The sequence below is a fragment of the Streptomyces eurythermus genome (assembly GCF_014649115.1).
GTDB classification, from domain to species: Bacteria; Actinomycetota; Actinomycetes; order Streptomycetales; family Streptomycetaceae; genus Streptomyces; species Streptomyces eurythermus.
This window is the reverse complement of record NZ_BMSK01000010.1, coordinates 172,774-199,097: the sequence shown is the minus strand read 5'-3', so window position 1 is coordinate 199,097 and position 26,324 is coordinate 172,774. Positions and strand designations below refer to the sequence as shown.

Below are 26,324 nucleotides of genomic sequence, written 5' to 3'. Positions count from 1 at the left end.
GCGGCCAGTACCGCGCCACGCGTCGTACACCGCCCGGTTGCCCGCACACCGCCGCGCCGAACCGGGGGCGCGCGGGCGTGTCGGAGGGCCTTGTCCGTGCGCCGTCGCACGCCCCCGTACGATGACCTCATGTGCACCACCGGACAGCACCCGCGGCGACCGCTCAGGCGGTACCGCGCGCTGTCCGTGCTCGCGGTGCTGATCGGGCTGCTGGGCATGCACGCCCTCGCGCCCGGCGGCGGAGCGGGACACCCGGAACACGCCGGACACGCCCACGCCGCGCGCATGACGGCCGCGCTCGTCGCCGTCGACGACTGCGCCGGCCACAGCGGCGACCACCGGTTGCACCACGCCGACCCCAGCTGCGCCTCGGGCGCGCTGGGCAGCGGGCCGCAGCCGGCCCCGCCGGCCCCCGACCCGGTGCCGGTCCCGGCACCGGAACACCGCCCGCTCACCGCCTGGGCCGTCGCGCCGGACGGCGCCCGTGCCCCACCCGACCTGGCCGAACTCCAGCTCCTGCGGATCTAGAGGCCGCCCCGGCCGCGCCCGCCCCGCCACCCGCGGGACCCGCGGCCGTGCCCACGCGTGCCCGAAATCCCTCCGCGACAGCAGGAGTTCTTCCCATGATCACCCGTACCCTGACGCGCCGCGTCGCCCTCGCCACGGCCGCCGTGACCTCCGCGCTCGTCCTCGCCGCCTGCGGCGGCAACAGCGACGACAACGGCGAGGGCGGCACCGGCCACACCGGACACGGCGCCTCCGCCGCCTCCGCCACGCCGAGCGCGTCGGCCGGCGCGCACAACGCCCAGGACGTCGCCTTCGCCAAGGGCATGATCCCGCACCACCAGCAGGCCCTTCAGATGGCGGAACTCGCCGCCGACCGCGCCTCCTCGGCGCGGGTGAAGGACCTCGCCGCGCGCATCGAGAAGGCACAGGACCCGGAGATCCGCACCCTGACCGGCTGGCTGAAGGCCTGGGGTGAGCAGCCCCCGATGGCCGGCATGGACCACTCCGGCCACACCGGGATGTCCGGCATGATGAGCGAGGCCGACATGGCCGCCCTGAAGAAGGCCACCGGCAAGGACTTCGACACCCGGTTCCTGTCGCTGATGGCCGAGCACCACCAGGGCGCCGTCGAGATGGCCACCACCGAGAAGCAGCGGGGCCGCTCCAGCGACGCCAAGGCCATGGCGGACGCGATCATCACCGCGCAGAACGCCGAGATCAAGGAGATGAAGCAGCTCCTCGGCACCAAGTGAGACCGCGGCGGGGGCCGGTGTCGCCACCGGCCCCCGCCCGTCCGACCCTCAGCCCAGCACCTTCTCCAGCGCGCCCAGCGCCGACCGCAGCTCCTCCGCCGTGATGGTCAGCGGCGGCGCCAGCCGGATCGTGGAGCCGTGGGTGTCCTTGACCAGGACCCCCTCGCGCATCAGCCGCTCACTGATCTCCCGGCCGGTGCCGAGCGCCGGGTCGACGTCCACACCGGCCCACAGCCCCCGCGCCCGGAACCCGGTCACGCCCCTGCCGATCAGATCGGTCAGCCCCTCCCGCAGGAGCACCCCCAGCTCGGCCGCCCGGCGCTGGAACCCACCCGTCTCCAGCAGCTCCACCACGGCCGTACCGACCGCCGCGGCCAGCGGATTGCCGCCGAACGTCGAACCGTGCTCGCCGGGACGCAGCACGCCCAGCACCTCGCGCCGGGCCACCACCGCCGACACCGGTACGATGCCGCCGCCCAGCGCCTTGCCGAGCAGCAGCACGTCCGGCACCACGCCCTCGTGCTCGACGGCGAGGGTACGGCCGGTGCGGCCGAGGCCCGACTGGATCTCGTCGGCGACGAACAGACAGCCCGCGCGCCGGGTCAGCTCGCGCACCCCCGCGAGATAGCCGTCGTCCGGCACGATCACGCCCGCCTCGCCCTGGATGGGCTCGATCAGCACCGCCGCCGTGGTGTCGTCGACCGCGGCCTCCAGCGCGGCCAGGTCGTTGTACGGCACCACCTTGAAGCCGGGGGTGAAGGGACCGAAGCCGGCGCGGGCCGTCTCGTCCGTGGAGAAGCCGACGATCGTCGTCGTACGGCCGTGGAAGTTCTCCGCCGCGACCACGATCGTCGCCCGGCCCTCGGGGACGCCCTTCACGTCGTACGCCCACTTGCGGGCCACCTTGATGCCGCTCTCCACGGCCTCCGCGCCCGTGTTCATCGGCAGCACCATGTCCATTCCGGTCAGCTCCGCGAGCCGCTCGGCGAACTCGGCCAGCCGGTCGTTGTGGAAGGCGCGGGAGGTCAGGGTGAGCCGGTCGAGCTGGCGGTGGGCGGCCTCGACCAGCGCGGGGTGCCGGTGGCCGAAGTTCAGGGCCGAGTAGCCGGCCAGCATGTCGAGGTAGCGGTTGCCCTCGACGTCCTCCACCCAACTGCCCTCGGCCCGGGCCACGACCACGGGCAGCGGGTGGTAGTTGTGCGCGAGCACCGGCTCCTCCGCGCGGATCAGCTGCTCGGACGTACGGGGGCGCGCGGGTGCGGTCATCAGCGGATCTCCTGGGTGCAGCACTTGATGCCGCCGCCGGCCTTGTGGAGCTCGGACAGGTCGACGGGGACGGGGACGTAGCCGTGATCGGCGAGGCGGCCGGCCAGCGCCCCGGCCTGGGGGGCGATGAAGACGTGCCGGCCGTCACAGACGGAGTTCAGTCCGAAGGCCAGCGCGTCCTCGCGGGTGGCGAGCACCGCCCGCGGGTACAGCCGCCGGAGCACTTCACGGCTGCCCGGCGAGAAGGCCTCCGGGTAGTAGCAGATGTTCTCGTCGTCGAGCACGAACAGCGCCGTGTCCAGGTGGTAGAAGTACGGGTCCACCAGCCGCAGGCCGATCACCGGCCGGCCCAGGTACTCCTGTGCCTCCCGGTGCGCCTCGGGCGTGGTGCGGAACCCGGTGCCGGCGAGCACGTACCGGCCCGTCCACACCAGGTCGCCCTCGCCCTCGGCCACCGACTCCGGCCGGTACACGTCGTAGCCGGCCGTCTTGAACCAGGTGTCGTAGTGCTCCGACTCCGGGCGCCGCTCGGGGGCGTGGAAGAGGGAGCCGAAGACGCGGCCGCCGACGACGAGGGCCGCGTTGGCCGCGAACACCATGTCCGGCAGACCGGGGACCGGCTCGACACGGTCCACGGTGTGCCCGTGCTCCTCGAAGGCGCGGACGAGCGACCGCCACTGCTCCCGGGCCAGGCCCGCGTCGACGGGCCGGCCGGGGTGCATCCAGGGGTTGATCGCGTACTGGACGGCGAAGTGTCTGGGTTCGCAGACGAGGAATCGCCGGGGACGCGGCACACGACGTTCGGTCACAGAGGGTTCCCTCCGCTTTCCTGTGTGTCACTGAGGGGGTGACACCACGGTAGGAAGGGAGGAAGACGGCCGACAAGCGCGAAAGGCTGCGTAGACGCGCAGCATCGCTGCGTTCTCACCGGGGCGCACGCACGTCTGCTGCGCGCGCCCCGCCGCTCGGCCTACTCGGGGGCCGCGTGGGTGGCGCCCGCCTCCGGGCTCTCCGGGAGCAGATGGGACAGCACCATCACGCTGATCGTCTTCCGGATGAACGGCTCGGCGCGGATCCGCTCCAGCACCTCCTCGAAGTGCTCCACGTCCCGCGCCCGCACATGCAGCAGCGCGTCGGCGCCGCCGGTCACCGTCATGGCCGCCGCGATCTCCGGATGGTTGCGGACCACCTCCGCCAGCCGCCGGGGCGGGGCCGCGCCCTCGCAGTACACCTCGACGTACGCCTCCGTGCGCCAGCCCAGCGCGGCCGGCCTCACCGTCGCCGTGAACCCGGTGATCACCCCGGTCTCCCGCAGCCGGTCCACCCGGCGCTTGACCGCCGTGGCGGACAGCCCCACGTCCGCGCCGATCTCGGCGAAACTCGTGCGGGCGTTCGCCATGAGCGCGGTGACGATCCGGCGGTCCAGCTCGTCGAACGCGGGTGTCCTGCTGTTCATGCGGGCACTGTAGCCAGCTCCCGCGCGCCGTGGCTCAGGACCGGGTGACGGCCACGGCCAGGGTCAGCAGCCCCAGCACCACCCAGCCGAACCACAGCCAGCCGTTGCTGCCGAGCGCGACCGTGTAGGCGGTCACGAGGACCAGCGCACCGGCCGTGAGAGCCCCCATCGTCTTGGTGGAACCGTTGGAGCCGTTCGTGGTACCGGGCATCGCGACACCCTCCTCGTGGTCCGTCCCGACCCATGGTGCCCCGATTCCGGCCCCGGCGGGATACGGCGGGAGACGTCGGGACACGACGACGGGCCGGAGCCCGGTCGGCTCCGGCCCGTGGGGACGCCCCGGCTCAGCCCTCGCGGGCGCTCAGCGAGGCCAGATAGGCGTTGTACGCCTCCAGCTCCTTGTCACCGTCCCGGTCGGCGGCCCGGTCCTTGCGCTTGGCCTGCCGCTGCTCGGAGCGGTACCACTGGAACAGCAGCGCGATCAGCACCAGCACCGACGGGATCTCGCTGAACGCCCAGGCGATGCCGCCCGCAGAGCTCTGGTCGGACAGCGCGTCGATGCCCAGCGAGGCCGGCGGGTGCTCGAAGGTGCCCACCATCGGGGTCGACGCCATCATCAGCGCGATACCGAAGAACGCGTGGAACGGCATGCCCGCGAACAGCTCCAGCATCCGCATCAGATGGCCCGGCCGGTGCGGACCGGGGTCCACCCCGATGATCGGCCAGAAGAACACCACGCCGACCGCGAGGAAGTGCACCATCATCGCGATGTGCCCGGTCCTCGAGCCCATCAGGAAGTCGAACAGCGGCGTGAAGTACAGGGCGTACAGGCTGGCGATGAACAGCGGGATGGTGAACGCCGGGTGGGTGATGACCCGCATGTACCGGCTGTGCAGCAGCATCAGCAGCAGCTCGCGCGGCCCCTTGCGGCCCTTGCCGGCGGCCGGCAGCGCGCGCAGCGCCAGCGTGACCGGGGCGCCGAGCAGGATCAGGATCGGCGACAGCATGCTGATCACCATGTGCTGCACCATGTGCACGCTGAACATCACCATGCCGTAGTCGTTCAGCTTGGTGCACATCACCAGGACGATGGTGAGCACGCCGACGACGTACGACACCGTCCGCCCGGCCGGCCACGCGTCCCCGCGCCGCCGCAGCCGTACGACACCCCACCCGTACAGGGCCAGCCCGGCCGCACAGGCGACGAGGAAGAAGGGGTCCGCCGACCACTCGAGCCCTCGCCCCAGCGTGAACGGCGGCAGATCCATCATCATGCCGTGCCCGCTGTGATCCATCCGCCGGCTCCTGTTTCGTGGGGGTTGTGCGAGTTGTCCGCCCCCAAGAGTAGAACCGCCCCCGGTCCCGACTGCGACCGGGGGCGGATTGTTCTCCCCTGAACGAAAAGACGTCCGCGGACTACAGAACGCACTCCGCCTCGTCGTACCTGTCCGCGGGAACCGTCTTCAGCGTCTCCACGGCCTCGGCCAGCGGCACCATGACGATGTCGGTCCCCCGCAGCGCGGTCATCGCGCCGAACTCCCCCCGGTGCACCGCCTCCACCGCGTGCCACCCGAACCGCGTGGCCAGCACCCTGTCGTACGCCGTGGGCGTCCCGCCCCGCTGCACATGCCCGAGGATCACCGGCCGGGCCTCCTTGCCGAGGCGCTGCTCCAGCTCGATCGAGAGCTGCCGGGCGATGCCCGCGAAGCGCTCGTGGCCGTAGACGTCCTTGCCGCCCTCGTCGAAGTCCATGGTGCCGGGGCGCGGCTTGGCGCCCTCCGCGGCGACCACGATGGCGAACCGCTTGCCGGCCGCGAACCGCTCGCCGACCTTCCGCGTCAACTCCTCGATGTCGAAGGGCCGCTCGGGCACGACGACGGCGTGGGCGCCGGCCGCCATGCCGGAGTGCAGCGCGATCCAGCCGGTGTGCCGGCCCATGACCTCCACGATGAGCACCCGCTGATGGGACTCGGCGGTGGTCTTCAGCCGGTCCAGGGCCTCGGTCGCCACGGTCACCGCGGTGTCGAAGCCGAAGGTGACATCGGTGACCGCGATGTCGTTGTCGATGGTCTTGGGAACGCCCACGATGGGCAGACCGTTGTCCGAGAGCAGCCGGGCCGCCTTCAGGGTGCCCTCACCGCCGATCGGGATGATCGCGTCCAGCCCCAGTTCCGCGACATGGCCCCGGGCGCGCTCCACGCCGTCCCGCAGATGCTCCGGGCGGACCCGGGAGGAGCCGAGGATGGTGCCGCCGCGGGCCAGGATGCCGGCCACGGCGTCCAGGTCGAGCTTGCGGTAGTCGCACTCCAGGAGGCCCTTCCAGCCGTCCCGGAAACCGATGACCTCGTCGCCGTGGTCGACGACGGCACGGTGCACGACGGACCGGATGACGGCATTCAGGCCGGGGCAGTCGCCGCCGGACGTGAGGACACCAATGCGCATAGCCCGAATTACCTTCTCAACGTGGGCCGGGTGACCGGACCACGTTGTCCGGCGGATTCCCGGCCACCCTACCGGCGTCAGGGGGTGACTCCACAGCGGGCGTCCGCCTGCTGGACGCGCCCGCACATGTGAGCGGACGAGCCGTCAGGCGGGCCCGCCGGGAGTCTGCCGGACCACGCTGAAATCCTGTTGAAGGGACGGTTACGGGGGCTGCCGTACCCGTCCCTCTCCCGCCGGTTACGCGGGCTGCTGGGCCGCCGCGATGCGCTCGTTGCGCAGCGCCTCGTACCAGCGGTCGTCGATCGGCGGCAGCGCGTTGACGTCCAGCGCCAGCTTCAGCAGCAGATCGGCGATCAGCGGATTGCGGGCGAGGACCGGCCCGTGCATGTACGTGCCGAAGACCGTGCCGTTGTACGCGCCCTCGGTGCCGTCGCCGGTGCCGTTGCCCTTGCCGATCTTCACCCGGGCGAAGGGGCGGGCGGTCGGGCCGAGGTGGGTGACGCCCTGGTGGTTCTCGAAGCCGGTCAGCTGGGGCAGCCCGAGCTGCGGGTCGATGTCCCCGAGCACGTCACCGACGCACCGCTCGCCCTCGCCGCGCACCGACACCACGTCCAGCAGGCCGAGGCCCGGCTCGCGCTGGCCGAGGTCGTTGATGAACTCGTGGCCGAGGATCTGGTAGCCCGCGCACACCGAGAACACGATCGCGCCGTTCTCCACCGCGCGGTGCAGATGCCCGTCCCGGCGCAGCCGCTCGGCCGCGAGCCGCTGCGGACGGTCCTCACCGCCGCCGATCAGGTAGATGTCGCCGGAGGTCGGGATCGGCTGGTCGCTGCGCACGTCGAGCCGGGCCACGTCCAGGCCGCGCTGCCGGGCCCGGCGCTCCACGACGAGGGCGTTGCCCTGGTCGCCGTAGGTGCTCAGCAGGTCCGGGTAGATCCACACCAGCCGCAGTTGGTTGTCGCTCATGAGGTGATCGCCCTTCGAAGATCAGTTGCCGACGCGGCGGCGCAGGTCCTGGAACGCGGTGTAGTTCGCGATGACCTCGATCCGGCCCGGCGGGCACATCTGCACGGCCTGGTCGAGGTTGTCGCAGACCTGGAAGTGCTGGTTCGCGACCTCCAGGCGGACGGCGAGGTCCAGCTTCCGGTCACCGATGACGAAGATCGGGTGGCCGGTCAGCCGGGTGTAGTCGACGTCCCACAGCCAGGAGGTGTCGGTGCCGTCGGCCCCGCGCGCGTTCACGGACAGGATCACCGGCGCCGGCGGCGGGTCGATCAGGGAGAACGTCTCCAGCCAGCCGGCCGGGTTCTTGGCCAGCAGCAGCCTGAGGTCGCGGTTCTGGAACTGCACCACGTCGTACCGGCCGGCCACCGCCTGCACCTGGTACATCCGCTCCAGGGCGACCTGCGGCGGCACCCCGAAGACGGCGGCGACGGCCGCGGAGGACGCGGCGTTGGCCTTGTTGGCGCGGCCGGGCAGCTGGAGGTGGATCGGCCAGGCGGACCCGTGCGGGTCCAGCACGTGGTCGCCGGACAGCGCCCAGGTCGGCGTGGGCCGGCGGAATCCGCACTCGCCGCAGAACCAGTCGTCGCCGGGGCGCTGCATCACACCGCCGCACGACGGGCAGGACCAGGCGTCGTCCTTCCACATCTGGCCGGCCGCGACCCAGACCACGTTCGGGGAGGAGGACGCGGCCCACACCACCAGCGGGTCGTCGCAGTTGGCGACGACGACCGCCTTGGAGCCGGCCAGGCCCTCGCGCCAGTTCTCGGCGAGCATCCGGGTCTCGGCCGCGCGGTCCAGCTGGTCCCGGGAGAGGTTCAGCAGCGCGATGCACTTGGGGTCGGTGTCCCGGGCCACTCCGGCCAGGTACTTCTCGTCGACCTCGATGACGCCGAACTTCGCGTCCGAGCCGCCCGCGAGCGCCGAGGTGATGCCGGCCGGCATGTTGGCGCCGAGCGCGTTCGACACGACCGGGCCCGCGGCGCGCAGCGCCTCGGCGATGAGCCGGGTGGTCGTGGTCTTGCCGTTGGTCGCCGACACCAGGACGACGTCCAGGTTCTGGGCGAGCCGCCCGAGCAGGTCGGGGTCGAGTTTCAGCGCGACCCGGCCACCGATCACCGACCCGCTGCCGCGCCCCGCGGCGCGCGATGCCGCAGCGACCGCCTTGCCCGCGGTCACGGCCAGCTTGGCCCGCGGCGAGAGCGGGTCCGAGTTGCCTGCCATCAGTTCTCGATCCTCCTTGCGTACGCGCCGCGCCTGGGGCCATCCGGCAGCGTGGTGGGACCCTCAGCCTATCGAGATCCGTTCACACACCCGAATTCCGGCCCACGCCTTCGCGCGGCGGGCATGAGCTGAAGGAACCGTACCCTTGCCGCCATGCGACACGGTTCCATTCCGGGCGCCCGCGGGCGCGTCCGGCCCCTCACCCTGCTCGGCGACGCGGCACTGCGCGAGCCCTGCCGGGACGTCACCGACTTCGGCCCCGGCCTCGCGGCCCTCGTGGAGGACCTGTTCGCCACGATGTACGCGGCGCGCGGCGTCGGTCTGGCGGCGAACCAAGTGGGCGTGCCCTTGCGGGTGTTCGTCTACGACTGCCCCGACGACGAGGACGTGCGGCACCTGGGCCACGTGGTGAACCCGCGGCTGGTGGAGGCGGACGGCGTGGTGATCCGGGGCCCGGAGGGCTGTCTGTCGCTGCCGGGGCTGGAGGCGGGCACCGAGCGCTACGACCACGCGGTGGTCGAGGGCCGGACGGTGACCGGGGAGCCGGTCACCGTGCACGGCACCGGTTTCTTCGCCCGGTGCCTCCAGCACGAGTGCGACCACCTGGAGGGAGAGATCTACGCCGACCGTCTGACGGGGTGGCGGCACCGGAAGCTGATGCGGCAGGTCTCCCGCGCCTCCTGGCACCGGGGGAGCTGACGCGGCGGGGTAGTGTGGGCGGCGGCCGTCAGAAGCCCGGGCCGCCCAGCCGGTCCCCGGCGGCGGCCAGCCGGCCCCACAGCAGGTCGGCGAGGGAGCGCACCAGCTCGGCCCGGGAGCAGGGACGTTCCCCCAGCCACCAGTCGCCGGCCGCGTGCATCATCCCGACGATGCCGTGGCCCCACACCCGGGCCAGCTGCCGGCTGTCCGGTCCGAGGTCCACCCGCTCCTCGATGACCTGGGCCAGCTCCTCGCCCATCCGCCGCAGCAGCGGCACGGAGTGCTTGCCGACGTCGAAGCCCTGCTCCCCGCCGGCGCTGCCCTCGGCCGGATGCATCAGGAACCGGTACACCTGGGGCCGTGCCTCGATCGCGGCGAGGTAGGTGTCGAGGGTGGACTCGACCCGCTCGCGCCGCTCGGCCGGCGCGTCCAGCGCGGCCCGCAGCGAGGCCAGCAGGGCGTCGGTGTGCCGCTGGGCCAGGGCCGCGTAAAGACCGCCCTTGTCGCCGAAGTGGCGGTACAGGATCGGCTTGGTGATCCCCGCCTCCGCCGCGATCGCGTTCATCGACGCCTGCGGGCCGTCGCGCAGCACCACCCGGTCGGCGGCCTCCAGCAGCTCGCGCCGGCGGCGGTCGGCGGACCGCTGCTGCTCGGTCCGCTGTGTGGTGTCCATGTGCTCTCCCCACCCGTGCTGATTCGGTGACGCCTGCGCAAACTAACACTGACGGCGCCCCTGACATCGAACGGGAGGCCGAGGGACTCGGCGGTTGACAATCCTACCGGCCGGTAACAGACTCGCGTTACCGTTAGTAACCTGGCACCGCCGCTGGAGGGGACATGGCCGAGTTCACCATGGAGCTCAACGACGAGCAGAAGGAAGTCCGGGACTGGCTCCATGGCTTCGCCGCCGACGTGATCCGCCCGGCGGCCGCCGAGTGGGACGAGCGCGAGGAGACGCCCTGGCCGGTCATCCAGGAGGCCGCGAAGGTCGGCATCTACTCCCTCGACTTCTACGCGCAGCAGTACTTCGACCCCACCGGCCTCGGCATCCCGATGACGATGGAGGAGCTGTTCTGGGGCGACGCGGGCATCGCCCTGTCCATCGTGGGCACCGGCCTCGCCGCCGTGGGCGTCCTCGCCAACGGCACCGACGAGCAGATCGGCACCTGGATCCCGCAGATGTACGGTGACCAGAACGACGTCAAGGTCGCCGCGTTCTGCTCCTCCGAGCCCGACGCCGGCTCCGACGTGGCCTCCATGCGCACCCGCGCCGTCTACGACGAGGCCAAGGACGAGTGGGTGATCAACGGCACGAAGACCTGGGCGACCAACGGCGGCATCGCCAATGTCCACGTGGTCGTCGCCGTCGTCGACCCGGAGCTGGGCTCCAAGGGCCACGCCTCCTTCATCGTCCCGCCGGGCACCCCCGGCCTGTCCCAGGGGCAGAAGTTCAAGAAGCACGGCATCCGCGCCTCCCACACCGCCGAGGTCGTCCTGGACAACGTCCGGGTGCCCGGGTCCTGCCTGCTCGGCGGCAAGGAGAAGCTGGACGAGCGCCTCGCACGGGCCCGGGAGAGGGTCAGGGCCGCCGGAGGCGACCGCGTGAAGAACGCGGCGATGGCCACCTTCGAGGCGTCCCGGCCGGCCGTCGGCGCCATGGCCGTGGGCACCGCCCGGGCCGCCTACGAGGTCGCGCTCGACTACGCGAAGACCCGCGAGCAGTTCGGGCGGCCGATCATCGACAACCAGGGCGTGGCCTTCCAGCTCGCCGACATGCGCACCCGGATCGACGCGGCGCGGCTGCTGGTGTGGCGGGCCTCCTGGATGGCCGTCAACGGCAAGCCGTTCACCGCGGCCGAGGGGTCCATGTCCAAGCTGTACGCGAGCGAGACCGCGAAGCAGGTGACCGCGCAGGCCATCCAGATCCTGGGCGGCAACGGGTACACGCGGGAGTACCCGGTGGAGCGGATGCACCGGGACGCCGCGATCTACACCATCTTCGAGGGGACCAGCGAGATCCAGCGGCTGGTCATCGCCCGGACCCTGTCGGGGATGCCCATCCGGTGAGCGGAGGCGGAGCCGCGTACCGCACACGGCTCCGTCGTCTCACCGGTGCTTCAGCGGCGTCAGCTGTTCGATGTCGTACTTCGCCCTGAGCGCCTCGATCGCCTCCTGGTCCGGCGGCCCCCCGGCGGCCAGGATCTCCAGCAGTTCCTCGAAGTAGCGTTCGTGGTCCGGCGGGGGAGACGCCTGGAAGAACATCTTCGCCGGGGTGTCCGTCGGGTTGGCGAAGGCGTGGGGGCAGCCCGGCGGTACGACGACGACCGTGCCCGGGGTCGCGCGTACCACCCGGCTGCCCGAAGGCGACTGCCACTTCTGCCAGTTGTCGGGGGTACGGATGCGCGGCTCGAAGGCGAGGACGTCCAGCTCGCCCTCGAGGACGTAGAACAACTCCTCGCTGCGCGTGTGCACATGGGCGCCCACGTCGAAGCCGGGCGGCACCTCCACCTCGAAGGTGGAGGCCATCCGCGAATGGGTGCCGGTGACCTTGAACGTCACCCGCTGGGCCGGGGTCTCGACGACACGGCCGTGCCCCGGCGGCACGTACAGTCCCTCGGTCTCGGTCATGGGCAGTCCCTCGGTCTCGGTCATGGGCGGCTCACCACGTCACCGGCAGGGCCTCGGGACCCCGGATCAACGCGCCCTTGCGGAACGGCACTTGATCCGGCGGTACGGCCAGTCGCAGCCCCGGCACCCGGTCCAGCAGGGCGTCCGTCAGCAGCTCCTCCTCCATCCGGGCCAGGATCCCGCCCGGGCAGTAGTGCGGGCCGAAGCCGAAGGCCGCGTGCGGGTTGGGGCTGCGGGAGAAGTCGATGGTGTCCGGGTCGGGGAAGACCTCGGGGTCGCGGTTGGCCGCCAGGTACGAGACGTAGACCGGGTCGCCCGCGCGGATGCGGACCCCGCCGATCTCCACGTCCTCCAGGGCGACGCGGGACAGCCCGACCGCGTTGCGGTGCGGGATGTAGCGCAGGAGTTCGTCGATCGCCCGGGGCCTGAGCTCCGGCTCCGCGCGCAGCCGCCGCAGCAACCCGGGGCGGGTCAGCAGCAGGTAGAAGAGCTGCCCGCTGTTGCTGGTGACCGCCTCGCCGCCGATCTGGAGGAGGACGGCGAGACCCACGGCCTCGTCCCGCGTGATCTCCCCGCGGCCCACCGCGGCGCCCAGCAGGGAGGTGACGTCCTCGCCGGTGCCGTGCTCGCGCCGCCCGATCAGCTCGGCGAAGTACCCGGCCATCTCCCGCTTGGCCCGCTCGCTGATCCGCTTGCCGTGCGAGGAGGAGAGGATCAGCTCGGTCCAGGTGTGCAGGGCGTGCCGGTCGCCGGCCGGGACACCCATCAGCTCGCAGATCACCGCGATCGGGAACGGGCCGAGCACCGCGCTGGTCAGGTCCGCGGGCGGGCCGCCGCGCAGCAGCTCGTCGACCAGGTCCGCCAGCCGGTCACGCGCCTTCTCCCGCACCCGCTCCACGCCCTTGGCGCCGAACGCGGCGGCCACCGAGCGACGCAGCCGGGTGTGTTCGGGCGGATCGAGGAAGCCGACCGCGCCCGGTTCGGGGATGAAGTGCGGGGCGAGCCGGGTGACCTGCTTGGCCATGACCGCCGCACGGCTGAAGCGGGGGTCGCCCGCCACCCTGCGCACGTCCTCGTACCGGGTGACCAGCCACGCCCAGCCCTCTCCGTGCGGCAGCTGGACGCGGGTGACCGGGCCCTCCGCCATCAGATCGGCCAGCACCGGGTCGAAGTCGGTTCCGGGCAGGTCGAGCGCCGGCCAGTGCCGTACCGGGGGCCGGGTCCCGGCGAGCGCCGGCGCGGTCACCGTCCGGCCCCGTCCCCGTCGGCCCAGCGCCCGACCGTCATCTCGGCGGTGATCCCCGGGCCGAACCCGGCGAGCAGCCCGCGCGCCCGGTCCTCGGCGCCGCCCTCGTCGAACAGCCGCCGCAGCGCGTCCAGCACGACGGCGCTGGCGATGTTGCCGTACTCGGTGAGCGTGGCCCGGCTGAACCGGAAGGCGTGCGGGTCGACCTCGAGGAACTTGCTCAGGTCGTCGAGTATCCGGGGACCGCCCGCGTGGATGATGTAGAAGTCCAGGTCGGACGCGTCCCAGCCGTGCGTGCCGGCCAGTTCCCGCAAGGCCGGGGCGAGCGGCTCCATCGTCGTCGGCACCCGCTTGTCCAGCAGGAAGTGGAAGCCGGTCGCGCGCACGTCGTAGGCGATCCAGTCCTCGGTCTTCGGGATCAGGTAGGAGCCGTTGCGCTCCAGGCGGACGCCCCGGCCGCCGCGCCCGCGGACCACGGCGGCGGCGATGCCGTCGCCGAACAGCCCGTTGGAGAGCAGCGAGCCGACGCCGAGGTCGGTGGGCTGGTAGCACAGCGAGCAGAACTCGCAGGCCACGATGAGGGCGTTGGCGTGCGGGTAGGCCGAGCAGAAGTCGTGCGCCCGGTTGATCGCCGCGCCGCCGGCCGCGCAGCCCAGCTGGGCGATCGGGAGCTGGCGGGTGGTGCTGTCGAAGTCCATCTCGTTGATCAGCCACGCCGTGAGCGAGGGCATCATGAAGCCCGTGCACGACACGTAGATGATCACGTCGATGTCGCTGGTGAGCAGTTCCGCGTCGTCCAGCGCGCGCTGGATCACCGCGGGGACCCGGGCCTTGGCCTCGGCCTCGTAGAGCTTGTTGCGCTCCTCGAAGCCCGGGTGTTTGAGGGTCTCCTCGATCGGCTGGACGATGTGCCGCGTCTTGACGCCGGTGTTCTCGATCAGCCTGAGGGCCAGTGGCAGTTGTGGGTGGTCGGCGTGGCGGGAGCGCGCCAGCTCCAGCGTCTCCTCCATCGTGATCACGTACTCCGGGACCGACACCGAGGGCTTGCACAAGGTCGCCATGAACCGTCCCTGCTTTCCGCGTTCCGGGGGCCTTCGCCCGCCGGTCAGAAGGTGGGTTCGCCTCTGTGGGCGCTCCACCCACCGTCACCCGGGAGGGCGATGATCTCGCGTTGGATTACTCCGAACCGGGGACCCCGGGGTCCGGCCCGCAGGGCGATTCATGCGGCCGGACGAGGGAAAACGGCAGGCCGGGCGTTATGTCGGAGGGGGCGGCGGTGAGGGAAGCGGGCCGTGAGCGGTGAGGGTTCGGGCCGTGGCCGGCGGCGGGTCGGGCGGCGATACGGTTTCGGGCCGCGGCCGACGGCAGGCCGGGCGGCGGCGGATCGGCCCGCGGGCGGCCGGGCACCCGGGGGCGGCGGGGACGCGGTGAGGGCGCCCCCACCGCAGGCGGCCGGGGCATGAGTCGGGCCGGCGGGCGCGGCCCGGCCGCCGGGGCGGTGCGGGCGTTCGGCGGGCGCGGCGGGGACGGCCTGCTGGGTGACGGCCTACTGCGTCCCGCTGCTGTGCGCGATGCACGCGACGTCGATGCGGTCCGCCAGCTTGGCCAGCTCGATGGTCAGCGCGGCCACGGTGTCCTCGTCGAGCCCCTGCTCGCCCGCCTCGACCAGATGCAGCCACCGCGCGCCCACGGTCCGCAACAACTTACTCACGTCGGCCGCGGAGACCTGCAAGGCCCCGCGGTCGTCGACGATCAGAGGCAGGGTCACTTCGCGGTTCACAGAACGGGATGGTAGCCGCGCGGCCCTCACGCACCCTGCCAAACCGTGGTGATGTTGCAGAACTCCCGGATTCCGTGCCCGGACAGCTCACGCCCGTACCCCGAGCGCTTCACCCCGCCGAACGGGAACGCCGGGTGGGAGGCGGTCATCCCGTTGACGTACACCGAACCGGCCTCCAGGTCCCGGGCGAACCGCTCGACCTCGGCCTCGTCCCGTGTCCACACGTTCGAACTCAGGCCGAAATCCGAATCGTTGGCGATGAGCACGGCCTCGTCCACGTCGTCCGCCCGGTACAGCGTGGCGACCGGTCCGAACGCCTCCTCGCGGTGCACGCGCATCTCCCGGGTGATGCCGGACAGCACGGTCGGCGGGTAGTACCAGCCGGGCCCGTCCGGCCGCTCGCCGCCGCACAGCACCGTCGCCCCGCCGTGCCGGGCGTCGTCGACCAGCTCCTCCAGGTCGTCGCGGCCCCGCTCGCTGGCGAGCGGCCCGATCTCGGTGTCCTCCGCCAGCGGGTCGCCGACCTTCAGGGCCCGCATGCCCGCGACGAACTTCTCGGCGAACGCGTCGTAGACGTCGGTGTGCACGATGAACCGCTTGGCGGCGATGCAGGACTGCCCGTTGTTCTGCACCCGCGCGGTCACCGCGACCTCGGCCGCGCGGTCGAGGTCGGCGGAGGGCATCACGATGTACGGGTCGCTGCCGCCCAGCTCCAGCACCGTCTTCTTGATCATCTCCCCGGCGGTGGACGCGACCGCCCGGCCCGCCGGTTCGCTGCCGGTCAGGGTGGCCGCCTTGACCCGCTCGTCGCGCAGGACGTCGTCCACCGCGCCGGAGCCGATCAGCAGCGTCTGGAAGCAGCCCTCCGGGAAGCCCGCCCGGTGGAAGAGGTCCTCCAGGTACAGGGCCGTCTGCGGCACGTTGGAGGCGTGCTTGAGCAGGCCCACGTTGCCGGCCATCAGGGCGGGCGCCGCGAACCGGACCACCTGCCACAGCGGGAAGTTCCACGGCATGACGGCGAGCACCGGGCCGAGCGGGCGGTAGCGTACCCGCACCCGGGAGGCGCCCGAGTCGCGCACGTCCGACTCGGCGGGCTCCTCGTCGGCCAGCAGCCGTTCGGCGTGCTCGGCGTACCAGCGCATCGCCTTGGCGCACTTCGCCGCCTCCGCGCGGGCCTGCCGGACGGGCTTGCCCATCTCGGTGGTGACGACCCGGCCGATCTCCCGCTGGTCCTCGTCCAGCAGCTCCGCGGCCCTGGTCAGCAACCGGGCGCGCTCGGCGAACGAGGTCGTCCGGTAGGTGCGGAACGTCGCCTCGGCCAGCTCCAGCCGGCGTTCCAGCTCGTCCTCGTCCATGGGCTCGTACGTCTTGAGCGTCTCGCCGTTCGCCGGGTTCACCGTCGCGATGGGCATGACCGACCTCCCTGGGAGCGGGCTTGTCTCGACCTTCGCGCGCGGCCCGGCAAGTCGCAACGCGACAGGTCCTCGGATCAGGCCGAGTGCTCCGCCAGCCGGTCGAGAAACGCGGTCTGCGCCGTGATGATCACCGCACGGGCCCGGTCCGGGGTGAACCACGCCACCCGGTCCAGCTCCGGGAACTCCCGGAGCCGGCCGGACCGCGGCGGCCACTCCATGGTGAACGTCCCCGGCTCGATCGTCTCCGGGTCGAAGTCCGCCTCCACGGCCCAGACCGTGACGATCTTGCCGTTGCGCTGCACGACCTCGCCCAGCGGTACGGCCTCCCCGTCCGGCGGCGCCACCCCCAGCTCCTCGCGGAACTCCCGCCGGGCCGCCTCCCAGGCCGGCTCCGCCGGGTCGTACTCGCCCTTGGGCACGGTCCAGGCCCCCGCGTCCTTCCTGGCCCACAGCGGGCCGCCCATATGGCCGAGCAACACCTGAAGACCCTGATCCGTGTGCCGGAACAACAGCAGCCCCGCGCTGCGCCTCGCCGTCCGCGCCGTCATGTCCCGGCCTCCGGATGGGCCGCCAGCAGGGCCTGAACGGTGTCGGCCTCCTCGGGGCGCTTGTCCTCGCGGTAGCGGAGCACCCGGGCGAAACGCAGGGTGACACCGGCCGGATAGCGGGTGGAGCGCTGCAGGCCGTCGTAGGCGATCTCCACGACCAGTTCGGGGCGGACCCGGACCACCCGGCCGTCGTCCTCGACCGCCAGCTGTCGAAGCCGCTCGGTCTGCCACGCGAGCATCGCGTCCGTCATGCCCTTGAACGTCTTGCCGAGCATCGCGAAACCGCCGTCCTCGGTACGGGCGCCGAGGTGGAGGTTGGACAGCCGGCCGGTGCGCCGGCCGTGGCCCCACTCGGCGGCCAGCACCACCAGGTCCAGGGTGTGCACGGGCTTGACCTTCAGCCAGGACGCGCCACGCCGGCCCGCGCTGTAGGGCGCGTCGAGCGCCTTGACCACCACGCCCTCGTGCCCCCGGGCCAGGGTGTCCGCCAGGAACCGCTCCGCCTCCGCCAGGTCCCCGGGTCCCGCGACCAGCGTGCGCCGCACCCGCATCGGCTCGGGCACCAGCCGGGCCAGCTCCGCGTGCCGCTCGGCGAACGGCAGGTCGAGCAGGTCGCGGCCGTCCACCGCGAGGGCGTCGAAGAAGACGGGGGAGACCGGGACCTCCTCGGCCGCCCGCGCCACGTCGGACCGGGAACCCACCCGGCCCGCCGTCTCCTGGAAGGACCGGGGCCGCCCCGCCGCGTCGAAGGAGATCACCTCGCCGTCCAGGATGAACCCCTCGCAGGGCAACGCCAGCGCGGCGGCCGTGACTTCGGGCAGCCGGCCGGTGATGTCGTCCAGGGTGCGGGTGTGGATCCGCACCCGTTCGCCGTCCCGGTGCACCTGGACCCGGATGCCGTCCAGCTTCTCCTCCACCGCGCAGGCGCCCAGCTTCCGCACCGCCTCCGCGACCGACGACGCGCTGTGCGCCAGCATCGGCAGCACCGGGCGGCCCACCGTGAGCCGGAACCGCTCCAGCGCCGCCGGCCCCTCGCCGAGCAGCGCCTCGGCCACCGTCCGGAGCGACCCGGCGAGCATCACGGCCCGCCGTACGTCCGCCGGATCCGTCTGGGTCGCCCGGGCCAGGCCCTCCACCGCGACCGCGTCCAGCGCGCCCTGGCGGACCTCGCCGGTGAGCAGACCGAGCAGGAAGCGCTGCTCGGCCTCGGTGGCCGCGCCCATCAGCTCACCGACGATCCGGGACCGCTCCGCCTGGGCCCCGGGCCCGGCCACTTTCCCCAGTTCGGCGAGCCGGGCGTCGACCTCGCGCACGGTGAGCGTCGGCTCGGCGGCCGGCGGCACCGGGCGGCCGAGCACCTTCCAGCCGACCCCGAGCCGGCCCTGCGGCAGCCGTCCGGCCAGATAGGGGATGACGATCGGCACGTCCTCCGGCCCGGCCTCCCGGAACAACTCCGCGAGCAGCGCGGTCTTACGGGACCGCGCCGCCGTCGCGGCGACCTCCCGGGACACCTCGGCCAGCCGGGTCAGCAGCATGTCCCCAGAGTGCACCGGGGGCGCGGGGTCCACACCCCCACGGCCGCGTCGAGGCCGCGACAGCGGTTCCGCGTTGACCGCCGCGCCCGCCGGGCAGCCTCCGGCCGGCCGTGCGGTTTCCCTCGTGCGGGGCGCGCGGTTTCTTGTCTGCGGGGCGCGTCGTGGCTGGTCGCGCGGTTTCCCGCGCTCCTTACGGGGCGCTTGCGTCGAGGCCGGTCGTCAGCGGTTCCGCTTCCGGGATGCTTGCGTCGAGGTCGGTCATCAGCAGTTCCGCGTTGATCGCCGCGCCCGCCCGGTAGCCCCGGCTGGCCGCGTTCACCACCTGCTCGGTGGAGCCGCTCGCGTTGCCCGCCGCCCACAGCCCGGGCACGCTCGTCAGACCCCGTTCGTCGATCACCGGGTAGCTGCCGAACGGGGTCTCGTGCAGGTCCGCGCCCAGCTTGACCAGGAGATCGTTGTTCGGGACGGCGCGCGGGGCGGCGTACAGCACCGCGCGGTCGTGCACCGTGCCGTCCGAAAGCCGGACCCCGGTGAGCCGGTCGTCGGTGACCACCAGCCCCGCCACCTCCCCGGGCACCACCGCGACCCCGGCGGCGGCCAGCCGGCGCAGGTCCTGGTCGGTCAGCTCGGCCTCGTCCACCCGGTGCAGGAAGAGCCGTACGTCCTTCGACCACTGGGTGACCATCAGCGCCTGGTGCACGCTGAGCGGCGAGGTGGCGAGCACCCCGGTCGGCAGGTCGCGCATCTCCCAGCCGTGGCAGTACGGGCAGTGCAGCACATCCCGGCCGAACCGCTCGGTCAGGCCCGGGACCCGCGGCAGCTCGTCGCGCAGACCGGTCGCGATCACCAGCCGCCGGGCCCGCACGGTCCGGCCGCCGGCGAGGAGGACGGTGAAGTCCGTGTCCCGGCTCGCGTCCACCACCCGGTCTTCGACCAGCTCCACCCCGTACCGGGCGATCTCCGCGCGCCCGACCGCCAGGAACTCGGCCGGGGACATGCCGTCCCGGGAGAGGTATCCCTGCGTGTGCGCGGACGGCGCGTTGCGCGGCTCGCCCGCGTCGACCACCAGGGTGCGGCGCCGGGACCGGCCCAGCACCAGCGCGGCGGACAGCCCGGCCGCCCCGCCGCCGACGACGACCACTTCGTAGTTCTCGGTCATGGTGACCACCTCCGCCCCGACCGTCACCCAAGCCGTGCCGTATTGACAAACAGCTTTGCCGAATCTGCAATAGGGCCATGAGCACCGACGACGTTCTCGCCGAGGTCGGCCCCCGGCTGCGACGCATCCGCAAGGAGCGGCAGGTGACCCTGGCGGCGCTGTCCGAGGTCACCGGCATCTCCGTCAGCACCCTGTCCCGGCTGGAGTCCGGCCTGCGCAAGCCCAGCCTGGAACTGCTGCTGCCCATCGCCCAGGCCCACCAGGTCCCGCTGGACGAACTGGTCGGCGCCCCGCCGGTCGGCGACCCCCGGGTGCGGGCCCGGCCGATCACCCGGCACGGGCGCACCCTGTATCCGCTGACCCGGCAGCCCGGCGGACTCCAGGCGTACAAGGTGGTCGAACCGCAGCGCGGCGGCGAGCCCGACCCCCGCACCCACGAGGGCTACGAATGGCTGTACGTGCTGTCCGGGCGGTTGCGCCTGGTGCTCGGGCAGCACGACGTGGTGCTCTCGCCGGGCGAGGCGGCCGAGTTCGACACCCGGGTCCCGCACTGGTTCGGGCCGGCGGGGGACGGGCCGGTGGAGTTCCTGAGCCTGTTCGGGCCGCAGGGGGAGCGGATGCACGTACGGGCGCGGCCGGCCCGTTCCTGACGCGCGGGCCGTGCGCGGGGTCGCCGCTGCCTGGCATCCGCTCGCGTTCGGGGCCCGTCGGCTGTTCCCTGATCGGCAAGCGACCGCTTAGTATGCGGTCGGACCCGGTCAGACGAAGCAGTCCCGTGGAGGCCCCGCATGCAGGCATGGCAAGTGCACGAGAACGGCGAGCCGAGCGAGGTGATGCGCCTGGCGGAGACGGAGCGGCCCACGCCCGGCGCCGGCCAGGTGCTGCTGCGGGTGCGCGCGGCCAACGTCAACTTCCCCGACGCGCTGCTGTGCCGGGGCCAGTACCAGGTGCGCCCGCCGCTGCCCTTCACGCCCGGCGTGGAGATCTGCGGCGAGACCGAGGACGGCCACCGGGTGATCGCCAACCCCGCGCTGCCCTACGGCGGCTTCGCCGAGTACGCCGTCGCCGACGCCCGCGCCCTGCTCCCCGCGCCCGAGTCGCTGGACGACGCCGAGGCCGCCGCCCTGCACATCGGCTACCAGACCGGCTGGTTCGGCCTGCACCGGCGGGCCCGGCTGGAGGCGGGGGAGACCCTGCTCGTGCACGCCGCCGCCGGGGGCGTGGGCAGCGCCGCCGTCCAGCTCGGCAAGGCGGCCGGCGCCACCGTGATCGGTGTCGTGGGCGGCGAGAAGAAGGCCGCCGTCGCCCGCGAACTGGGCTGTGACGTGGTGATCGACCGGCGCGCCGAGGACGTCGTCGCCGCCGTGAAGGAGGCCACCGGCGGCCGGGGAGCCGACGTGATCTACGACCCGGTCGGCGGCGAGGCGTACACCCAGTCCGCCAAGGTCGTCGCCTTCGAGGGCCGGATCGTCGTCGTGGGCTTCGCGGGCGGCACCATCCCCACCCCCGCCCTCAACCACGCCCTGGTGAAGAACTACGCGATCCTCGGCCTGCACTGGGGCCTGTACAACACCAAGAACCCGGAACTGGTCCGGCACTGCCACGAACAGCTCACCGAGTTGGCCGCGCGGGGCGCCGTCAAGCCGCTGGTCAGCGAGCGCGTGCCGCTCGCCGGCGCGGCCGGCGCCGTGCAGCGGGTCGCCGACGGCGTGACCACCGGCCGGATCGCCGTCGTACCGGAGAACGGAGCCGCCGCATGACCGACGCCGGAGAACTGCGCAGCCGCTCCCGGGAGTTCCTCGACCGGCACCCGCCCGCGAGCACCGGCCGCCTGGACTTCCTGCGGGCCCGGTTCGACGCCGGCCTCGCCTGGGTGCACTACCCCGAGGGCCTCGGCGGCCTCGGCGCCCCGCGCTCCCTCCAGGGCGTCGTGGACGCCGAGCTGAAGGCCGCGGGCGCCCCCGACAACGACCCCCGGCGCATCGGCATCGGCCTCGGCATGGCCGCGCCGACCATCCTCACGTACGGCACCGAGGAGCAGAAGCGGCGCTATCTGCGGCCCCTGTGGACCGGTGAGGAGGTCTGGTGCCAGCTGTTCAGCGAGCCCGGCGCCGGCTCCGACCTGGCCGCGCTCGGCACCCGGGCGGTCCGCGAGGGCGACGAGTGGGTGGTCAACGGGCAGAAGGTGTGGACCTCCAGCGCCCACCTCGCCCGCTGGGCCATCCTCATCGCCCGCACCGACCCGGACGTGCCCAAGCACCAGGGCATCACCTACTTCGTCTGCGACATGACCGACCCGGGCGTGGAGATCCGGCCGCTGCGCCAGATCACCGGCGAGGCCGAGTTCAACGAGGTCTTCCTCACCGGCGTCCGCATCCCCGACAGCCGCCGCCTCGGCGCGGTCGGCGACGGCTGGCGGGTCGCCCAGACCACCCTCAACAACGAGCGCGTCGCCATCGGCGGCATGGCCCAGCCCCGCGAGGGCGGCATGATCGGCCCCGTCGCGAAGACCTGGCGCGAACGCCCGGAACTGCGCACCCACGAACTGCACCAGCGGCTGCTGACGCTGTGGGTGGAGGCCGAGGTGGCCCGGTTCACCGGCGAGCGGCTGCGCCAGCAGCTCGCCGCCGGCCAGCCCGGACCCGAGGGCGCCGGCATGAAGCTCGCCTTCGCCCGCCTCAACCAGGAGATCAGCGGCCTGGAGGTGGAACTGCGGGGCGAGGAGGGCCTGTTGTACGACGACTGGACCATGCGCCGCCCCGAACACGTCGACTTCACCGGCCGTGACGCCGGCTACCGCTATCTGCGCTCCAAGGGCAACAGCATCGAGGGCGGCACCAGCGAGGTGCTGCTGAACATCGTGGCCGAGCGCGTCCTGGGCCTGCCCGCCGAACCGCGCACCGACAAGGACGTCGCCTGGAAGGACCTCGCCCGATGACGGATCTGCTGTACTCGGAGGAGGAAGAGGCGCTGCGCGCCGCCGTCCGCGACCTGCTCACGGACCACTGCCCGCCGGCCGGTGTGCTCGCCCGCACCGAGTCGGACGCGCCGCACGACCGAACTCTGTGGAAGTCGCTCACCGAGGACATGGGCCTGGCCGGCCTCCTGGTGCCCGAGGAGCAGGGCGGCCAGGGCGCCTCCCACCGCGAGGCGGCCGTCGTCCTGGAGGAACTGGGCCGGGCCGTCGCCCCCGTGCCGTACCTGACCAGCGCGGTCGTGGCCACCGAGGCGCTGCTGGCCTGCGGCGACGGGGAACTGCTGGGGCAGCTGGCCTCCGGGCGTACCATCGGCGCCCTGGCGGTCGGCCTGCACACCGGCCCGGCCACCGGCGTCAGGACCGTACGGCTGGAGAACGGCACCCTGCACGGCGAGCTGACCGGCATCGCGGACGCGGCCGTCGCCGACGTACTGCTCGTCCCGGCCGACGACGGCGGCCTGTACGCCGTCACCGCCGACGCCGCGACCATCCTGCCCCAGACCTCCCTGGACCTGACCCGGCCACTGGCCACCGTACGGCTGGCGGGCGCCCCCGGCCGCCGCGTCGGGGACACCGGGCCCGCCGTACGCCGGGCCCTGCGGGCCGCCGCCGGACTGCTCGCCTCCGAGCAACTGGGCGTGGCCGACTGGGCGTTGTCGGAGACCGTCCGCTACCTGAAGGAGCGCAAGCAGTTCAACCGGCCGGTCGGCGGCTTCCAGGCGCTCAAGCACCGGCTGGCCCGGCTGTGGCTGGAGGTGGTCCACCTCAGGGCCGCCGCCCGCGCCGCCGCCGACGCCCTCTCCTCGGACCGGGACACCGACATCACGGTGGCCGTCGCCCAGGCCTACGCCGCCCCCGTCGCCGTACGCGCCACCGAGGAGGCACTGCAACTGCACGGCGGGATCGGCATGACCTGGGAACACCCGGTCCACCTGTACCTGAAGCGGGCCAAGGCGGACTCGATCGCCTACGGCACGGCAGGCACCCACCGCGAAACACTGGCCACCCTGGCCGACCTCCAGGCCCCCTGACCCCCTGGTGAAGCCCGCCCCACCCGGGGCGGGCTTCCGTGTGACGGAAGTGAACAGCGCGCCAACTCGTCGCCGCGACCGGTCCGTTGAGGCGCACCCGCACGCATACTCTCCCCGGTCCCCATCACCCCCAGGGAGGCAGTGCATGACCCTCACCACCCGTCGCGGCGCCCTCACCACGCTCGGCGCCGTCCTCGCGGGCACCCTCGCCCGCCCGTCGAGCGAGGCACTGGCCGCGAGCGACACCCGGCCCGCGAGCGACGTACAGGCCGCGAACGCCGTGCCGGCCGGTGGCCGTCGGCCGCGGTCCCGTCCGTTGTGGCGGGCCCACGCCCACAACGACTACGCGCACCCGCGTCCCCTGCTCGACGCCCTCGACCACCGCTTCGGCAGCGTCGAGGCCGACATCTTCCTCGTCGGCGGCCGGCTCCTCGTCGGTCACGAGGTGTCCGACCTCGACCCGTCCCGCACCCTGGAATCCCTCTACCTGGAACCGCTCGCCGCCCGCGTCGCCGCCCACCACGGCGCCGTCTACCGCGGCGCGCACCGCCCGCTGCAACTCCTCATCGACATCAAGACCGAGGGCGCCGCGACCTACCTCGAACTCGACCGCCGTCTGCGCCGCTACCCGCGCCTGTTCACCCGGTACGCGCACGGCCGCGTCCACCCGGGCCCGGTCACCGTCGTCGTCTCCGGCGACCGGGCGGCCCGTACCCCGATGGCCGCGCAGACCGAGCGGCGCGCCTTCTACGACGGCCGGCTCGCCGATCTGACCGGCTCCGTCCCGGCCTCCTTCGCCCCGCTCATCAGCGACAACTGGACGCAGAACTTCACCTGGACGGGCACCGGGGCCTTCCCGGACAGCGAGCGGCGCAAGCTGCGGAGCATCACCGCCGCCGCCCACGCGCGTGGACAGCGGGTCCGGTTCTGGGCCACCCCCGACACCGCCGGCCCGGCCCGGGACGCGCTGTGGACCGAGCTGCTGGCCGCCGGGGTGGACCACCTCAACACCGACGACCTCGCCGGGCTGGAGGCATTCCTCGACGCCCACGCCCCGGCGTAAGACCACACGATCGGCGGACGTGTCAGCCGCCCGGACGAACCCTCCGCTACGTCACACTTGCGCCCGAACGCCGCACATGGGGCGTGGCGGAGGAGGTTCCGATGGCGATTTCCATCTCGGTGGTGCTGCTGCTCCTGATCCTGGTCGTGATCTTCATGCGCAGTGGTGCGCTGAAGGTCTCGCACGGCCTGGTCTGCATGCTGTTCGGCTTCTACATGGCCTGTACGAGCATGGCACCCACCATCCACAGCGGGCTGACCGCGACGGCCGATCTGGTGAGCAGCCTGCGGCCCTGACGCGGCCGGCGGTCAGCCGGCCGAGAAGACGCCGATGCCGTTGGGCACGGGGCGCTCGGCGCCGCCGCTCGGGTGGTTGCGCACGGTCACGGCGCGGTCGCCCGTGTCGCGGGTCACCATCTCCGTCGAGCCGCCGCCGTCCAGGTTGAAGGCATCCAAGGCACCGAGCGACCGCAGGACGTCCGCCTCCTCGTGGACGGTCAGTCCCGAGCGGTAGTCCGCCGCTCCGTCCAGCGCCAGGAGCAGCAGCTGCTGCCCGCCGCCCTTGATGCCCACGGCCGTGCGCACCGCCGAGGTCTCGTCGTCCAGCCCGGGCAGCGGGGCGCCGTCGCGGACGATCGGGAAGCCGCCGATGGCGAAGGCGTACGGCACCTCGGACGAGGCCGCCGTCAGGGCGTGCGTGACCCGCACCGGGTCGCCGGCCGACAGCTCGCGCAGCTTCCGCGCGCCCTCCTCGCGGCCCACCAGGACCGTGGTGTCCGCGGGGATCGTGCCGCCGCCCGGGGTGGCGGAGGCGGAGACCACCCGGCCGTCGCGCACCTTCACCTCGTAGGTGTCCTCGCTGCACGGCGCCGAGCGCTGGGTGTCGGTGCCGCAGACGGCCCGCTCGCGGGAGGCGCCGCCCCACCGCGCGGTGAAGGCGCCGACCGAGTTCACCGGGAGCGCGTACTGGTTGAGGCCCTTCAGGGGCAGCGTGCCCTGGGGTGTGCCGACCGAGCCGGTGAGGGAGAGGCGGTCCAGGCGGGCCCACCGGTCGGTGCCCACACCGAGCACCTCCCGGGTGTCGGTGCCCGGGGGCAGCGCGGGCCCGAACCGCTGGCCCTTCGGCACCGCCGCCTTGAGGACCTGCCCGTCCGCCACGGCCGGTCCGACGGGTGCCCCGGTGGCCTCCACACCGGGGTGCTGGGACTCGGTGATGTGGAAGAAGTCGCCGTTCACCCCGGCGACCGCCCCGGCCGAGTCCGCCAGCCGGGAGACCGTCGCCCGGGCCGCGACCGTGCCCGGGTACAGCAGGCCGACGCGGACGTGCGGGTTGGCCAGGTCCACCGTGAGCAGGTGGACGCGGGCCGTGCCCTTCGCCGCGTCGACGTCGAACTGCCGGTAGGTGACGCCCGGCGCGATCCGCCGGCCCGCCGGCGCGGCGTCGGCCGGTGCCGCACCCGCCAGGGCCGCCCCGGCCAGCACGCCGAGCGCCGTGACCGTCGTGAGAACCGCTCTGCCCGCCGCCGAACGTCCGTTCCGTCTGGACACCGTTCCTCCTGATGCCTCGCCAACTGCCCGTACGTGCAGGGGCAGTG

Annotated in this window: 28 protein-coding genes; 10 read left to right on the top strand and 18 right to left on the bottom strand. The window is 73.1% G+C overall.

Going from position 1 to position 26,324, the window contains the following annotated elements:
* The first annotated feature begins 129 nt into the window (after positions 1-129).
* Together IE251_RS20710 and IE251_RS20705 are read left to right on the top strand one after the other, a co-directional pair.
* Entirely contained in the window at positions 130-528 is a 399-nt protein-coding gene (locus tag IE251_RS20710; protein WP_229896864.1) for a DUF6153 family protein, read from the top strand.
* A 95-nt stretch (positions 529-623) separates the two neighbouring features.
* On the top strand, positions 624-1,259 hold the full coding sequence (locus IE251_RS20705) for a DUF305 domain-containing protein (protein ID WP_189754478.1): 636 nt from the start codon (positions 624-626) through the stop codon (positions 1,257-1,259).
* 48 nt (positions 1,260-1,307) lie between these two features.
* On the opposite strand, the gene rocD is transcribed toward IE251_RS20705, so the two are convergent.
* From rocD to IE251_RS20665, 8 genes are all read right to left on the bottom strand, one after another.
* The gene (gene rocD / locus IE251_RS20700; RefSeq protein WP_189754477.1) at positions 1,308-2,525 is read right to left on the bottom strand and encodes an ornithine--oxo-acid transaminase; all 1,218 of its coding nucleotides are present in this window, start codon (positions 2,523-2,525) and stop codon (positions 1,308-1,310) included.
* Positions 2,525-3,334: a dimethylargininase gene (gene ddaH / locus IE251_RS20695; protein ID WP_189754476.1), complete on the bottom strand. Its 810-nt coding sequence runs from the start codon at positions 3,332-3,334 to the stop codon at positions 2,525-2,527. The genes rocD and ddaH overlap by 1 nt, the downstream gene beginning before the upstream one ends.
* Before the next feature lie 161 nt (positions 3,335-3,495).
* Positions 3,496-3,981 carry an Lrp/AsnC family transcriptional regulator gene (locus tag IE251_RS20690; protein ID WP_189754475.1) on the bottom strand — a complete coding sequence of 162 codons (486 nt, stop codon included), beginning with the start codon at positions 3,979-3,981 and terminating at the stop codon, positions 3,496-3,498.
* A gap of 34 nt (positions 3,982-4,015) precedes the next feature.
* Positions 4,016-4,192, bottom strand: a complete 177-nt coding sequence (locus tag IE251_RS20685) for a hypothetical protein (protein ID WP_030775194.1) — start codon at positions 4,190-4,192, stop codon at positions 4,016-4,018.
* 133 nt (positions 4,193-4,325) lie between these two features.
* Positions 4,326-5,276, bottom strand: coding sequence for a cytochrome c oxidase assembly protein (locus IE251_RS20680; protein WP_189754474.1), 951 nt, complete (start codon positions 5,274-5,276; stop codon positions 4,326-4,328).
* Between the two features lie 121 nt (positions 5,277-5,397).
* Positions 5,398-6,423 carry a 6-phosphofructokinase gene (locus tag IE251_RS20675; RefSeq protein ID WP_189754473.1) on the bottom strand — a complete coding sequence of 342 codons (1,026 nt, stop codon included), beginning with the start codon at positions 6,421-6,423 and terminating at the stop codon, positions 5,398-5,400.
* Between the two features lie 237 nt (positions 6,424-6,660).
* Entirely contained in the window at positions 6,661-7,389 is a 729-nt protein-coding gene (locus IE251_RS20670; protein WP_189754472.1) for a type 1 glutamine amidotransferase, read from the bottom strand.
* A gap of 21 nt (positions 7,390-7,410) precedes the next feature.
* A complete protein-coding gene (locus tag IE251_RS20665; protein WP_030775201.1) occupies positions 7,411-8,649 on the bottom strand; it encodes a Mur ligase family protein in 1,239 nt (412 codons plus the stop codon).
* A 153-nt stretch (positions 8,650-8,802) separates the two neighbouring features.
* Here IE251_RS20665 and def point away from each other — a divergent pair, with 153 nt between their 5' ends.
* Positions 8,803-9,348, top strand: coding sequence for a peptide deformylase (gene def / locus IE251_RS20660; protein WP_189754471.1), 546 nt, complete (start codon positions 8,803-8,805; stop codon positions 9,346-9,348).
* A 28-nt stretch (positions 9,349-9,376) separates the two neighbouring features.
* Here the strand turns inward: def and IE251_RS20655 are convergent, their stop codons facing one another.
* On the bottom strand, positions 9,377-10,021 hold the full coding sequence (locus IE251_RS20655; RefSeq protein ID WP_189754470.1) for a TetR/AcrR family transcriptional regulator: 645 nt from the start codon (positions 10,019-10,021) through the stop codon (positions 9,377-9,379).
* Between the two features lie 164 nt (positions 10,022-10,185).
* Here IE251_RS20655 and IE251_RS20650 point away from each other — a divergent pair, with 164 nt between their 5' ends.
* Positions 10,186-11,415: an acyl-CoA dehydrogenase family protein gene (locus tag IE251_RS20650; protein WP_189754469.1), complete on the top strand. Its 1,230-nt coding sequence runs from the start codon at positions 10,186-10,188 to the stop codon at positions 11,413-11,415.
* Between the two features lie 39 nt (positions 11,416-11,454).
* Here IE251_RS20650 and IE251_RS20645 read toward each other — a convergent pair whose 3' ends face one another.
* The 8 genes from IE251_RS20645 to IE251_RS20610 form a co-directional block, all read right to left on the bottom strand.
* The gene (locus IE251_RS20645; RefSeq protein ID WP_189754609.1) at positions 11,455-11,976 is read right to left on the bottom strand and encodes a cupin domain-containing protein; all 522 of its coding nucleotides are present in this window, start codon (positions 11,974-11,976) and stop codon (positions 11,455-11,457) included.
* Between the two features lie 31 nt (positions 11,977-12,007).
* Positions 12,008-13,222 (bottom strand): cytochrome P450, encoded by a 1,215-nt coding sequence (locus IE251_RS20640; protein ID WP_189754468.1) that lies wholly within the window; start codon positions 13,220-13,222, stop codon positions 12,008-12,010.
* Positions 13,219-14,283 carry a type III polyketide synthase gene (locus tag IE251_RS20635; RefSeq protein WP_189754467.1) on the bottom strand — a complete coding sequence of 355 codons (1,065 nt, stop codon included), beginning with the start codon at positions 14,281-14,283 and terminating at the stop codon, positions 13,219-13,221. The genes IE251_RS20640 and IE251_RS20635 overlap by 4 nt, the downstream gene beginning before the upstream one ends.
* Positions 14,284-14,768: 485 nt before the next feature.
* Positions 14,769-15,002 carry a DUF6213 family protein gene (locus tag IE251_RS20630; protein WP_030603860.1) on the bottom strand — a complete coding sequence of 78 codons (234 nt, stop codon included), beginning with the start codon at positions 15,000-15,002 and terminating at the stop codon, positions 14,769-14,771.
* 26 nt (positions 15,003-15,028) lie between these two features.
* A complete protein-coding gene (locus IE251_RS20625; RefSeq protein ID WP_189754466.1) occupies positions 15,029-16,414 on the bottom strand; it encodes an NADP-dependent succinic semialdehyde dehydrogenase in 1,386 nt (461 codons plus the stop codon).
* Positions 16,415-16,491: 77 nt separating this feature from the next.
* Positions 16,492-16,965, bottom strand: coding sequence for an NUDIX hydrolase (locus IE251_RS20620; protein ID WP_189754465.1), 474 nt, complete (start codon positions 16,963-16,965; stop codon positions 16,492-16,494).
* Positions 16,962-18,500 (bottom strand): ATP-dependent DNA ligase, encoded by a 1,539-nt coding sequence (locus tag IE251_RS20615; RefSeq protein WP_189754464.1) that lies wholly within the window; start codon positions 18,498-18,500, stop codon positions 16,962-16,964. The genes IE251_RS20620 and IE251_RS20615 overlap by 4 nt, the downstream gene beginning before the upstream one ends.
* Before the next feature lie 190 nt (positions 18,501-18,690).
* Positions 18,691-19,659 carry an NAD(P)/FAD-dependent oxidoreductase gene (locus IE251_RS20610; protein ID WP_189754463.1) on the bottom strand — a complete coding sequence of 323 codons (969 nt, stop codon included), beginning with the start codon at positions 19,657-19,659 and terminating at the stop codon, positions 18,691-18,693.
* Between the two features lie 77 nt (positions 19,660-19,736).
* Between IE251_RS20610 and IE251_RS20605 the strand changes: the two genes are divergently transcribed.
* The 6 genes from IE251_RS20605 (at position 19,737) to IE251_RS20580 (ending at position 25,026) form a co-directional block, all read left to right on the top strand.
* Positions 19,737-20,309 (top strand): helix-turn-helix domain-containing protein, encoded by a 573-nt coding sequence (locus IE251_RS20605; protein ID WP_189754462.1) that lies wholly within the window; start codon positions 19,737-19,739, stop codon positions 20,307-20,309.
* A 138-nt stretch (positions 20,310-20,447) separates the two neighbouring features.
* Positions 20,448-21,419, top strand: coding sequence for an NADPH:quinone oxidoreductase family protein (locus IE251_RS20600; RefSeq protein WP_189754461.1), 972 nt, complete (start codon positions 20,448-20,450; stop codon positions 21,417-21,419).
* Positions 21,416-22,597, top strand: a complete 1,182-nt coding sequence (locus IE251_RS20595; RefSeq protein WP_189754460.1) for an acyl-CoA dehydrogenase family protein — start codon at positions 21,416-21,418, stop codon at positions 22,595-22,597. Before IE251_RS20600 ends, IE251_RS20595 begins: the two co-directional genes overlap by 4 nt.
* Positions 22,594-23,667 carry an acyl-CoA dehydrogenase family protein gene (locus tag IE251_RS20590; protein ID WP_189754459.1) on the top strand — a complete coding sequence of 358 codons (1,074 nt, stop codon included), beginning with the start codon at positions 22,594-22,596 and terminating at the stop codon, positions 23,665-23,667. Before IE251_RS20595 ends, IE251_RS20590 begins: the two co-directional genes overlap by 4 nt.
* Positions 23,668-23,812: 145 nt before the next feature.
* Positions 23,813-24,730 carry a phosphatidylinositol-specific phospholipase C/glycerophosphodiester phosphodiesterase family protein gene (locus IE251_RS20585; protein ID WP_189754458.1) on the top strand — a complete coding sequence of 306 codons (918 nt, stop codon included), beginning with the start codon at positions 23,813-23,815 and terminating at the stop codon, positions 24,728-24,730.
* 101 nt (positions 24,731-24,831) lie between these two features.
* Positions 24,832-25,026 (top strand): hypothetical protein, encoded by a 195-nt coding sequence (locus IE251_RS20580; protein ID WP_030775237.1) that lies wholly within the window; start codon positions 24,832-24,834, stop codon positions 25,024-25,026.
* A 12-nt stretch (positions 25,027-25,038) separates the two neighbouring features.
* Here the strand turns inward: IE251_RS20580 and IE251_RS20575 are convergent, their stop codons facing one another.
* Positions 25,039-26,277, bottom strand: a complete 1,239-nt coding sequence (locus IE251_RS20575; RefSeq protein WP_189754457.1) for a phosphodiester glycosidase family protein — start codon at positions 26,275-26,277, stop codon at positions 25,039-25,041.
* Between the last annotated feature and the right edge of the window lie 47 nt (positions 26,278-26,324).

Coding starts and splice junctions, on each gene's coding strand:
- IE251_RS20685 (WP_030775194.1), bottom strand. CDS start 4,192: ATGCCCGGTACCACGAACGGCTCCAACGGTTCCACCAAGACGATGGGG.
- IE251_RS20665 (WP_030775201.1), bottom strand. CDS start 8,649: ATGGCAGGCAACTCGGACCCGCTCTCGCCGCGGGCCAAGCTGGCCGTG.
- IE251_RS20705 (WP_189754478.1), top strand. CDS start 624: ATGATCACCCGTACCCTGACGCGCCGCGTCGCCCTCGCCACGGCCGCC.
- IE251_RS20625 (WP_189754466.1), bottom strand. CDS start 16,414: ATGCCCATCGCGACGGTGAACCCGGCGAACGGCGAGACGCTCAAGACG.
- IE251_RS20610 (WP_189754463.1), bottom strand. CDS start 19,659: ATGACCGAGAACTACGAAGTGGTCGTCGTCGGCGGCGGGGCGGCCGGG.
- IE251_RS20615 (WP_189754464.1), bottom strand. CDS start 18,500: ATGCTGCTGACCCGGCTGGCCGAGGTGTCCCGGGAGGTCGCCGCGACG.
- IE251_RS20600 (WP_189754461.1), top strand. CDS start 20,448: ATGCAGGCATGGCAAGTGCACGAGAACGGCGAGCCGAGCGAGGTGATG.
- IE251_RS20620 (WP_189754465.1), bottom strand. CDS start 16,965: ATGACGGCGCGGACGGCGAGGCGCAGCGCGGGGCTGCTGTTGTTCCGG.
- IE251_RS20645 (WP_189754609.1), bottom strand. CDS start 11,976: ATGACCGAGACCGAGGGACTGTACGTGCCGCCGGGGCACGGCCGTGTC.
- def (WP_189754471.1), top strand. CDS start 8,803: ATGCGACACGGTTCCATTCCGGGCGCCCGCGGGCGCGTCCGGCCCCTC.
- IE251_RS20680 (WP_189754474.1), bottom strand. CDS start 5,276: ATGGATCACAGCGGGCACGGCATGATGATGGATCTGCCGCCGTTCACG.
- IE251_RS20605 (WP_189754462.1), top strand. CDS start 19,737: ATGAGCACCGACGACGTTCTCGCCGAGGTCGGCCCCCGGCTGCGACGC.
- IE251_RS20690 (WP_189754475.1), bottom strand. CDS start 3,981: ATGAACAGCAGGACACCCGCGTTCGACGAGCTGGACCGCCGGATCGTC.
- IE251_RS20595 (WP_189754460.1), top strand. CDS start 21,416: ATGACCGACGCCGGAGAACTGCGCAGCCGCTCCCGGGAGTTCCTCGAC.
- IE251_RS20670 (WP_189754472.1), bottom strand. CDS start 7,389: ATGAGCGACAACCAACTGCGGCTGGTGTGGATCTACCCGGACCTGCTG.
- IE251_RS20590 (WP_189754459.1), top strand. CDS start 22,594: ATGACGGATCTGCTGTACTCGGAGGAGGAAGAGGCGCTGCGCGCCGCC.
- IE251_RS20650 (WP_189754469.1), top strand. CDS start 10,186: ATGGCCGAGTTCACCATGGAGCTCAACGACGAGCAGAAGGAAGTCCGG.
- IE251_RS20675 (WP_189754473.1), bottom strand. CDS start 6,423: ATGCGCATTGGTGTCCTCACGTCCGGCGGCGACTGCCCCGGCCTGAAT.
- IE251_RS20655 (WP_189754470.1), bottom strand. CDS start 10,021: ATGGACACCACACAGCGGACCGAGCAGCAGCGGTCCGCCGACCGCCGC.
- IE251_RS20635 (WP_189754467.1), bottom strand. CDS start 14,283: ATGGCGACCTTGTGCAAGCCCTCGGTGTCGGTCCCGGAGTACGTGATC.
- IE251_RS20580 (WP_030775237.1), top strand. CDS start 24,832: ATGGCGATTTCCATCTCGGTGGTGCTGCTGCTCCTGATCCTGGTCGTG.
- rocD (WP_189754477.1), bottom strand. CDS start 2,525: ATGACCGCACCCGCGCGCCCCCGTACGTCCGAGCAGCTGATCCGCGCG.
- IE251_RS20585 (WP_189754458.1), top strand. CDS start 23,813: ATGACCCTCACCACCCGTCGCGGCGCCCTCACCACGCTCGGCGCCGTC.
- IE251_RS20710 (WP_229896864.1), top strand. CDS start 130: ATGTGCACCACCGGACAGCACCCGCGGCGACCGCTCAGGCGGTACCGC.